The organism is Arenibacter aquaticus, from assembly GCF_003957295.1.
GTDB lineage: Bacteria > Bacteroidota > Bacteroidia > Flavobacteriales > Flavobacteriaceae > Arenibacter > Arenibacter aquaticus.
On the sequence record NZ_RQPJ01000006.1, the window covers coordinates 68,844 to 78,464 of the forward strand.

The following is a 9,621-nucleotide window of genomic DNA, read 5'->3' on the forward strand; positions in this document are numbered from 1 at the left end:
TATTCTTACCCTATTTACCTCGTGAAATAAAGGAATAGGAGAGACATGTTAGAGGTAGATAGAGTTTTGTTAATGAGAAATAGAAAAGAACCAGGTTTCATTAAGACTTTATATTTGGTTTTTGGGATAGTTTTATCAATTCTTCTGCAGCAGCAAAGGGAGAGATTTTACCGGAAACCACTTGTTTTGTCAATTTTTCTAATTGAGGTTTAATTTGGTCATTATTGTAAAATTGTTGTTTAAGAAGATCATCTATGGTCTGCAGCAGCCAATATTTGTTTTGCTGTCTTCTTTTTTCTAATAGGTGGTCGCCCATTTTTTTGGGTTCTGTATAGGTCTGTATTACCTTCCAAATATCTGTAATACCTGTTCCTTCAAGAGCCGAACAACTGAGCACCTTGGTGGTCCATCCATTCTCCTTGGGAGGATAAAGGTGTACTGCCCTGGTAAATTCTGCTTTCGCCAATTGGGCCTCATCATAGTTATGGCCATCTGCTTTATTGATTACGATGGCATCTGCCATTTCAATTATTCCTCTTTTCATTCCCTGAAGCTCATCACCAGCACCTGCCAACTGGAGTAATAGAAAGAAGTCTACCATGCCATGAACGGCTGTTTCACTTTGGCCAACGCCAACTGTTTCAACTAAAATGGTATCAAAACCTGCGGCTTCACAGAGAATAATGGTTTCTCGGGTTTTTCGGGCTACCCCGCCCAAGGAGAGTCCGGTAGGGGAGGGACGGATATAAGCATTGGTGTTCTTGACCAATTCCTGCATTCTGGTCTTATCGCCCATAATACTTCCTTTACTAATAGAACTGCTAGGGTCTACGGCCAATACGGCTACCTTTTTTCCGTTTTCAATAAGGAGGGAACCGAAGCTTTCTATAAAAGTACTTTTTCCCACCCCTGGCACGCCGGTTATCCCTATACGTAAACTATTGCCACTGTGGGGCAAACAATTGTTGATAAGGGTATTGGATTTTTGAAAATGCTCAATGCTGGTACTTTCCACAAGGGTGATGGCCCTTGCCAAAGCCGTAATATCACCTTCTAATATACCCTTATATAGTTCGGCAACCGGTGGGTCAAATTTTCTAAGGGATTTTATCTTGGAGATATTGTCCTTATTTGTGTTTTTTTTAGAGGCCAATTTCAGTTATTAATGGGAACGCTAACTTTAGTGCTGTCCCAAGCCAGGCTTAGGTATAGTTGTTCTTTTTCTTCAAAATTTATGGTAAAGCTTTCAATGGGGGTTGGTATTTCCTGAACAGGGACAGTGACTTCCAGGACATCGGTATCGGGGTTTCTAGTGGTTTCTTTTCCACCACTTAGAATGGTTACCCCCCAATCCGGAATTTCACTATTGAGAATAATATTCCAATTTTGCTTACCGGGAATGGTCCAGACGGAATACCGTCCTGCGGCTAGACTTTTGCCCCCGAGATGAATCTTGGTATCCGTACTAAAGGTGGTAGGCTCATTGGCACCGGTTCTCCACACGGTATTATAGGGAACCAATTCCCCAAAAATCACCCGGTCTTTTTTAAAGGGACTACTATATTGAACGTTAAGATTCATTCCGTTTTTGGAATAGGTTGCGCTTTTTTCTGGGCTATTCTTTTTGGTCTGTTCCCTTAAAAATGATTTTCCTCCCAAAAAAAAGGCCAATACCAACACGCTTAAAACGATTAAAAGCCATTTTATAAATTTCATATCAATAGATTGATGCTTAGTAGCTTTTCTAATTTACAAAACCAAATTCAAATTCCGACTCGTTATGGTAGGTTTCCCCGGGAGATAAGATACTATTGGGAAAGTTTTCATTGTTTGGGGCATCGGGAAAATTCTGGGTTTCAAAACAAATTGCAGCAAATTGTACAGGGGTATAGACTACTATTCCGGGTTGATTGGTGCGAACCTTCATGCTTATACCCGATTTTTCGGATTCCAATTGGGCACTTATTTCCGAGTTGGTGTCCACCACAAAAGGAGTGTCTAGTCTTACCTCACCAATTTTTTTCTTCTCTAAAAAATCGTATTTGGAATTTTTTACGGAAACTATATTTCCTGTTGGGATGAGCTTTTCATCGGTTTCCAGAAATTCTGGGCAGGACAATTTTAAAGAATTGTGGTCCATTTTGTCCTCGCCATCCAAATTAAAATAGGAATGGTTGGTTAAGTTTACCGGACTTGCCTTGTCCGTTGTTGCATTATGAACAATGAATAGCGAAGAATCCACTAATTTATAGGTTACGGTACAATGCAGGTTTCCGGGATAACCCTCTTCCATATCCTTGCTGAGATAGGATAGTTTTACAAAAGGGTTTTGCCCGTCATGAACTTGTTCTATGGTCCAGTATTTTTTACCAAATCCTTGCTTGCCCCCATGTAGGTGTACCCCGTTTACCGAGTATATGGGATAGGTTGTGTTATTCACCTTAAAACTGCTCTTGGAAATTCTGCCGGCGTACCTTCCTATACAGGCTCCAAGTGATTTTCTGTCGTCCAAGTATTTTGTGGGCTCCTCCAGGCCTATTACAACATTAGTGTCTTTTCCTACTTTATCCTTAACGATGAGCTTTTGGATAATAGCCCCATAATCCAATACGGTCAGGGTTATAAAATTGTTTTTTATCGTAACTTGATTCAAGGTATGGTTTTTTAAAATTAAGATAAAAATAAACTTTTTTGCAACATGGGAATCATTCTATCGTCTTTAAGGTAGCTAGAATCACTTTTTGATTTTTAAGCAAATATAGAATGTAACCAAACACACTAACCAAAACGGAACTGGGGCAATGTTTCAGATTGATATTATAGAACAATGCAAGAATAACGATCGCCGGGCGCAGATGGCACTCTATAAGCAGTATTGTCAGGCTATGTTTTACGTAGCCATGAGGTATTTAAAAAATGAGGACGACGCAGAGGATGTTTTGCAGGAATCCTTTATAAAGGCCTTTCAGAAGATACATCAATTTAAGGGAGAGGTAAGCTTTGGAGCATGGTTGAAGAAAATAGTAATTCATAAGAGTATAGATTTTATAAAGGCCAAACAGCTAAAAACGGTAGAATTACAAGAGTCCTATATGCAGGTGGTGGAAGATGGGGATTGGAGTGTGGAGGATGGGGTGAGGGTAAAGCAGGTTTTGCAGGCTATATCCGATTTACCGGTTAAATACAGGTTTGTTGTGCAATTGTTTTTGGTAGAAGGTTATGACCATGGGGAAATATCCAACATATTAAAGATTACACCAACCGCCTGTAGAACTAGATTATTAAGGGGAAAAGGACAATTAAAGGAGTTATTAAAAAAGAAGAAGTATGTCACAGGATCTTAGAAAAATGTTCGAAAATATAGATTTGGAAGTGGGGCACTCCATGAAAAAGGACCATGAAGAGCGTTTTCTTAAAAGGCTAAACAAAGAACTTCCCAAGACAGGGAGGAGGTCCTATAAATGGTATATGGCGGCTGCATTAATTGTAGCTCTAATTGGACTGGGAATTATGATCGTTATAAAAACAAACACGCCCAAAGCTGTAGAGTCAGTAGTTGTGGATAAGGGGAGGAGTGAACCGGAAAAGATTGGAATTTCCTTAGGAGACCTTTCTCCCAATTTAAAAAAGGTTGAAGATTACTATATAGCAAATATTAACCTGGAATTGTCCCAATTGCAGATCTCGGATAGCAATAAGGCTCTTATTGATAGCTTTTTGGAGCAGTTGGAAGCGTTGAATTTGGAGTATAAAAAGTTGAACAGGGAATTGAATGATATTGGTCCCAATGATCAGACCATATCCGCACTTATTAAGAATTTGCAGTTGCGCTTAGAGTTATTGCACAAGCTCAGGAATAGGTTAAAGGAGCTGCAAAATACAAATAGTGCAATAGATGGCAGCAAGCAGATTACGAGTATCTGATAACCGAAAAGCTAAAGCACAATAACGAAAAAGAAATATAGATGAAAACTAAATTTAAGAATATAGGACTTGTAGGAATGCTAATTTTGTTTGGGTGTAGCACAACATGCTGGGCTCAGAAAAAAAGCAAGACCGTCCATGAGAATTTTAAGGTATCCAATGACGTCGTAATAGAGGTAAATACCAGCTATGCCGATATTGAATTTGACACTTGGAACAGGAACCAAGTGGATATAGAAGCCGTGTTAGAAATTGAAGGGGCCACCGAAGAGGAGCTAAACGATTATTTAAAAAACAACCCCATTAAAATTATCGGAAATAGCCGGAAGATTGAAATTAGTACCCATATGGAACATCACCCTGCCTTCGCCTTTAATATAGAGGAAGAAAGGGATGTGCACTTTGATTTTGAACATGGATTAAATGATAGTGTAGCTATGGAGATTATAACTCCTATGATAGATTTTCCTGAAATGGTAGAAGTGCCCCCTTTGCCTCCCATGCCCCCATTGCCCGTTAAACCATTTGATTATGAAGCTTATAAAAAAGACGGAGAGGCGTATATGAATAAATGGAAGTCCGAGTTTGAAGCGGGATTTGATAAGGAGTATCAGAAAAAAATGGAGGAATGGGGAAAACGTATGGAACTAAAGCAGAAGGAATTTGAGAAAAAGAGAATGGAGATGGAAGTTAAAAGGGAAGCTGTTCATCAGCAGCGATTGGAGCATATAATAGAGCAACAGGAGCAAGCTAAGGAACTAAGGCAGCAGGCTGGTAACATACAAAAAGGGAATAGGGTTATAAGAATTGAGATCGATACTATAGGTGGTGTAAATGATGTAAATAAGGAGTTTATTTTTTACGAAAAAAATCAGACTGCTGAACCTAATGTTTTTTACTCTCTCAAAAGGGGCGTTGATAAAAAAATTAAGGTTAAGAGTACCATTAAGATAAAATTGCCGAAATCGACCCAAATAAAGATGAACGTAAGGCATGGAGCTGTTAAATTAGCCGGTAACACCAATAATTTAAAGGCTACCTTGGCTTATACAACCTTAATGGCCGCAACTATAGATGGGGATAAGACAGAGATTGAAGCATCTTATTCCCCCGTTAGTGTTCAAAATTGGAAGATTGGTGAGCTAAAAACAGACTATTCGGATAAGGTTAACATTAAAGAGGCAGAAACCCTTACCCTGAACGCTAACTTCTCTGATGTTATTATTGAAAACCTAATGAACAAGGCTTTTATTAAGAACTCTTTTGGTCCTTTGACCATTAAGAATATCACCAACAATTTTACCGATCTGGATATATTGCTCCAGAATGCAGAGTTGAGCTGTACCTTGCCAAGTACTGCTTATACTATTTCCGTAAATGGGCTGTATTCGGATTTAAGAACTAAGGAGGGCCTAAGGTTAGAAAAGATTAAAAATGGAAATCAGACCTTACACAAAGGTTATTATCTACACAATAAAAGTGGTAAGTCTATTAATATTGATGCCAAGTATACCGATGTGGTTTTGCGTTAGTATGGATTAAATTTATTGTTGTGATGGGTATTGTTAAGGAAAAAGGGGCCCCGATGGGGGCCCCTTTTTTGGAATAGTATAGTCTTAGATTTATAAAGTGGGTTCCCAGCCATTCTGGTATTCCCTTTTCCAATAGGACATGGCCTCATCATCATCTTTGACCTTACCGGTGGTAGGATTAATATGAATGGTTCTTCCTACATCCTGGGCTATATTTCCTAAATGACATAACATAGTGGAAATACTGGCATCATTGATATCAGAATTTAGAGAGGTGTCCTGACGAATGGCACTGAAGAAATTGTGGATATGGTTCACATCCAGTCCGCCCATGCCTACTGTATTGGTAGTGGCACTTTTTACGCCTTCGTCCACTTTTTTAATCAAACTACCATCAAGGTTAAATAGTTGGTAATTGTTTCTGCTTAGGGTAATAATACCTTTGCTTCCGTAAATGGTGGCGCCTCTACCAGGCTGCTCTGGTTTTATAACCCCCCTACTGTGACCGGTCCAGGTAATAAATTTATCATCCCCATATTTATAAGTTACCTGTTGGTTGTCCACAAACTCCCAGTCATCCTTGTAGGCATATTTTCCTCCAAAGGAAGTTACGCTATCGGGAAGATCTACTCCTAGGGCCCATCGGCAAATATCTATTTCATGGGTACCGTTGTTGTGTATTTCCCCTGTTCCCCAGGTTCTGAACCAGTGCCAGTTATAGGGGTGTATGTTATCCCTATAAGATTCCCTTGGGGCTGGTCCCTGCCATAAATCCCAATCCAAGGTATTTGGTACGTCTATGTTTTTTCCTGTTCCTATAGAAGAACGGTTATTGGAATAATAGGCCTCGCCTTTATATACCTCACCTATGATGCCTTCCCTAATTTCCTTAACGGCCAAAGCGGAACTGTGGGCGGAACGCTGTTGATTCCCCATTTGCACTTTTTTACCGTATTTTTTCTGGGCCGCAACCAATAACTCGTTTTCATGTGGATTATGGCTACATGGTTTTTCTACATAAACATGTTTTCCAGCCTGTAGAGCCATTATAGCCATGGGCGCATGCCAGTGCTCTGGTGTAGCTATAAAAACCGCATCTACCTTTTTGTCTTCCAATACTTTTCTGAAGTCCTTTTCAACCTTTGGTATATAACCGATGTTCTTTTTACACCATACATTGTGTTCTTCCAAGATTTTGTCATCTACATCACAACTGTAAAGTATTTTGGCATTTGGGTCTTGGTTGATGGCTACAAAATGGGCCTTGGCCCTGCTTCGTACCCCTATTACCGCAACGTTTATTTTGTCATTGGCCCCTAGAATGTTGCTATATCCCATACTTGGCATAACCAATCCGCCCAAGGTTAGGGCAGCACTACCGGTGGCTGTTTTTTTAATAAACTCTCTTCTTGATTTCATTTAGTTGTTGGTATTTATACTTTTAATTTTAATGTTCTTGAATGATACCCTGTCGCCATGGTCTTGTAATAGGATAAGACCTTTATCGCTTTCCCCAAAATTGGGCCATTTTACGTATTTGCTTTCGGAAACCAATTTTCTGTAGTCGTCGCTTTTTCTTTCATATTCCAAAACTTTTGTACCATTAAGCCAGTGTTCTACGTGGTTGTTGATAGATTTGATATGGGCTGTATTCCATTCTCCAATTGGATTTATAGGTTTGTTAGGGTCGGCCTGTATAAGGTCATATAGGGAAGCTACTGTTCTACTGCCTTCGTGATTTCCTTTTTTTGCATCGGGGTGGCGGGCGTCGTCCAAAATCTGATATTCCAGCCCAATTGAGGAGCCAGGTCCTTTGTTAAGATCGGTATTTACGTAATATTTAATACCACTGTTAGCGCCTTCTGTGAGTTTGAAATCTACTTTTAGTTCAAAATCCCCATAGGCTTCGGTGGTTACGATATCGCCACCAGCAGCAGACTCTTCCCCGCCTGAGGACAAGACTGTAAGTATGCCGTCCTTAATTTCCCAACCTTTTTCAGGAAATTCGTCCAAACGGGCTCCACGCCATCCATCTGTAGTTTCACCGTCCCAAAGAAGTTTCCAGTTGTCCTTTTCTTCACTTACCGTAAGCCTGTTTTTGGTAATAATAGGGGTTATGGGCGACTCTTTGGAATAGGTTGCTAGGTCTTCTGTCAATATTTTAATGTTTCTCCAAACTATTTCTGTTCCTTCCTCTTTGTTCTTTCCAATGCTGTGTACCTGAAGGGCTATGAATCCGCTATCGGTCTTATCATCGATCAAGTGGGCCGCTGGCACCCCGTTAACCCAAGTTTTAATGGTGTCGCCAATGGCTTCTATACGGTAATGGTTCCAATCATTTTGCTTAAAGGCTTTCTGGGCTTGTGGATTATCTCCAAGGGGGTTCAACCATCCGCGTCTAGCTTCATCAAAGATACCGCCGCTCCATGCCCTTTCGGAAGGGTCTATTTCAACCTGATACCCATGTACCCTACCATTTCTATAAGAGGGTAGGCTGTTACTCCTAATTTGTATCCCTGAATTCATGGATGGATCTACCTTATATTCCAATTCCAGGATAAAATCACCATACATTTTATCGGTAGTCATAAAGGAGTTAGGGGTATTGTGAACAGTGGTTCCTACAATGGTTCCGTCCACTACCTCATATTTGGCATTGCCTCCTTTTTGGTTCCAACCGTTCAGGGTTTTTCCGTCAAATAAATTTACCCAGGGGGTACTGTCTTTTTCTGCATCACCACAGCTTAGCAAGATCGATGTCAAGAATAGACAAACGATAAAAGAATTGAGGAATCTTAGTCTTAATTTCATTTTTAATGTATTATTATTTATATCCGAGCTGGAAAGGTATAAAAAAGTGATTAAAAATGGACTCTATCCTTAATAAATGAAACGGTAAATGGGTGTATTATTGGAATGTTCCTCCCTGGCCGTGGCAGATTTTGGAATAGGGGCGCGGCAAATTACTTCAATCCTCCTGAGTGTTAGATTCTGGTAAATGGGGAGTGAATTGTACGGAAATTGAATAAGGTAAACTTTACTATTTAATGGGCAGAATCTTTAAGTAATTCGGGGAATTTCTGCTGAAACCTTTTTAATCGGGGTACGGAAACATTTCTGATATAGGAATTATTGGGGTGTTTTTTTTCGTAATCTTGATGATAGTCCTCGGCCTTATAAAAAATGGTAAAGGGCTTCACTTGGGTAACAATAGGGGAGGTATATACCTTGTTCTTTTGTAAGTTGTCTATATAGTCCTCAATAATCTTCATTTCCGAATCGTTTTTGTAAAATGCAATGGAACGGTATTGAGCACCTTTGTCCGGTCCTTGTCTATTTAAGGTAGTGGGATCATGGGAACCAAAAAATACTTTTACCAATGTTTTAAAGGAAACAACTTTTGGGTCGTAGTATACCTCAACTGCTTCGGCATGTGTTGTTCTACCATAACCAACATCCTCATAGGTGGGATTTTTTTCCTTTCCACCGGAATAGCCGGAAACAACTTCTTTTACCCCTTTTACACTTTCAAAAACCGCTTCCACACACCAAAAGCAGCCACTGGCAAAATAGGCGGTCTCATACTGTTGAAGTTGGGAGGAGCTCAGTTCTACCAAGTTTTGGTTTTTGGCCTGGGAGCTTGTTTTGGATTGGCAACTTATGGTGACAAGTCCTAAAATGCCAAGTAGGGAGGTTTGTAAGACATTCATGGTTTTATTGTATTAAGGTTAATAGTATCTATTGTAAACAGGAAATAAACACTTTTATCTCCCTGTTAGCCTACTTCAATTATTGTGCCTTTATCATTGTTATTCGTGTTCCATCGATAAAAGTAAGGAAGGCCTGCTCTTTTAGTGCATGAAAGTTATAAATACTTACTTGAAATCCAGTAAAAAGATTTTAACGACTTTAAACCATTGCTATAATTTGGGGAAGAGGCGATGCTTGGATTGATTAAACAACTGCTAATAATTAATAGGTTTTTTACTACAAATACAGGGTGATTATATAAAAATGGTATTCCAATGCTGTAAGAATTACCGATTAACTACCAATAACATCGATAAGGGTTTGAGTACCCCGATTTCGTTCACCGAGCATTTTCTACACTTTATCGGGATATTTGTCAGATACCGAAAAATAAGGGGTTTTGAACGATTTGCAA

9 protein-coding genes are annotated in these 9,621 nt (G+C 39.6%); 3 read left to right on the forward strand and 6 right to left on the reverse strand.

Features of this window, described 5'->3' with window-relative positions:
• Positions 1 to 100: 100 nt before the first annotated feature.
• Genes meaB through EHW67_RS12300 form a run of 3 tightly spaced genes read right to left on the reverse strand, consistent with a single transcriptional unit; the run spans position 101 to position 2,653 of the window.
• Entirely contained in the window at positions 101 to 1,153 is a 1,053-nt protein-coding gene (gene meaB / locus EHW67_RS12290) for a methylmalonyl Co-A mutase-associated GTPase MeaB (RefSeq protein WP_126162688.1), read from the reverse strand.
• A 2-nt stretch (positions 1,154 to 1,155) separates the two neighbouring features.
• Entirely contained in the window at positions 1,156 to 1,716 is a 561-nt protein-coding gene (locus EHW67_RS12295; protein ID WP_126162689.1) for a DUF2911 domain-containing protein, read from the reverse strand.
• A 28-nt stretch (positions 1,717 to 1,744) separates the two neighbouring features.
• Positions 1,745 to 2,653 carry an aldose epimerase family protein gene (locus EHW67_RS12300; RefSeq protein ID WP_126162690.1) on the reverse strand — a complete coding sequence of 303 codons (909 nt, stop codon included), beginning with the start codon at positions 2,651 to 2,653 and terminating at the stop codon, positions 1,745 to 1,747.
• Positions 2,654 to 2,801: 148 nt separating this feature from the next.
• Between EHW67_RS12300 and EHW67_RS12305 the strand changes: the two genes are divergently transcribed.
• Genes EHW67_RS12305 through EHW67_RS12315 form a run of 3 tightly spaced genes read left to right on the forward strand, consistent with a single transcriptional unit; the run spans position 2,802 to position 5,456 of the window.
• Positions 2,802 to 3,344: an RNA polymerase sigma factor gene (locus tag EHW67_RS12305; protein WP_126162691.1), complete on the forward strand. Its 543-nt coding sequence runs from the start codon at positions 2,802 to 2,804 to the stop codon at positions 3,342 to 3,344.
• Positions 3,328 to 3,924: an LPXTG cell wall anchor domain-containing protein gene (locus EHW67_RS12310; RefSeq protein ID WP_126162692.1), complete on the forward strand. Its 597-nt coding sequence runs from the start codon at positions 3,328 to 3,330 to the stop codon at positions 3,922 to 3,924. The genes EHW67_RS12305 and EHW67_RS12310 overlap by 17 nt, the downstream gene beginning before the upstream one ends.
• 41 nt (positions 3,925 to 3,965) lie before the next feature.
• Positions 3,966 to 5,456 carry a hypothetical protein gene (locus EHW67_RS12315; protein ID WP_126162693.1) on the forward strand — a complete coding sequence of 497 codons (1,491 nt, stop codon included), beginning with the start codon at positions 3,966 to 3,968 and terminating at the stop codon, positions 5,454 to 5,456.
• Between the two features lie 90 nt (positions 5,457 to 5,546).
• Here EHW67_RS12315 and EHW67_RS12320 read toward each other — a convergent pair whose 3' ends face one another.
• The 3 genes from EHW67_RS12320 to msrA all read right to left on the reverse strand — a co-directional run bounded on the left by EHW67_RS12320 (position 5,547) and on the right by msrA (position 9,166).
• Positions 5,547 to 6,875 carry a Gfo/Idh/MocA family protein gene (locus EHW67_RS12320; RefSeq protein ID WP_126162694.1) on the reverse strand — a complete coding sequence of 443 codons (1,329 nt, stop codon included), beginning with the start codon at positions 6,873 to 6,875 and terminating at the stop codon, positions 5,547 to 5,549.
• A complete protein-coding gene (locus tag EHW67_RS12325; protein ID WP_126162695.1) occupies positions 6,876 to 8,267 on the reverse strand; it encodes a 3-keto-disaccharide hydrolase in 1,392 nt (463 codons plus the stop codon). It lies immediately after the preceding gene.
• A gap of 233 nt (positions 8,268 to 8,500) precedes the next feature.
• The gene (msrA, locus tag EHW67_RS12330; RefSeq protein WP_126162696.1) at positions 8,501 to 9,166 is read right to left on the reverse strand and encodes a peptide-methionine (S)-S-oxide reductase MsrA; all 666 of its coding nucleotides are present in this window, start codon (positions 9,164 to 9,166) and stop codon (positions 8,501 to 8,503) included.
• Positions 9,167 to 9,621 lie beyond the last annotated feature (455 nt).

Excerpts from the sequence above, each read along its gene's own strand:
- EHW67_RS12295 (WP_126162689.1), bottom strand. The coding sequence starts at position 1,716 with ATGAAATTTATAAAATGGCTTTTAATCGTTTTAAGCGTGTTGGTATTG.
- EHW67_RS12305 (WP_126162691.1), top strand. The coding sequence starts at position 2,802 with ATGTTTCAGATTGATATTATAGAACAATGCAAGAATAACGATCGCCGG.
- EHW67_RS12310 (WP_126162692.1), top strand. The coding sequence starts at position 3,328 with ATGTCACAGGATCTTAGAAAAATGTTCGAAAATATAGATTTGGAAGTG.
- EHW67_RS12315 (WP_126162693.1), top strand. The coding sequence starts at position 3,966 with ATGAAAACTAAATTTAAGAATATAGGACTTGTAGGAATGCTAATTTTG.
- EHW67_RS12320 (WP_126162694.1), bottom strand. The coding sequence starts at position 6,875 with ATGAAATCAAGAAGAGAGTTTATTAAAAAAACAGCCACCGGTAGTGCT.
- EHW67_RS12325 (WP_126162695.1), bottom strand. The coding sequence starts at position 8,267 with ATGAAATTAAGACTAAGATTCCTCAATTCTTTTATCGTTTGTCTATTC.
- msrA (WP_126162696.1), bottom strand. The coding sequence starts at position 9,166 with ATGAATGTCTTACAAACCTCCCTACTTGGCATTTTAGGACTTGTCACC.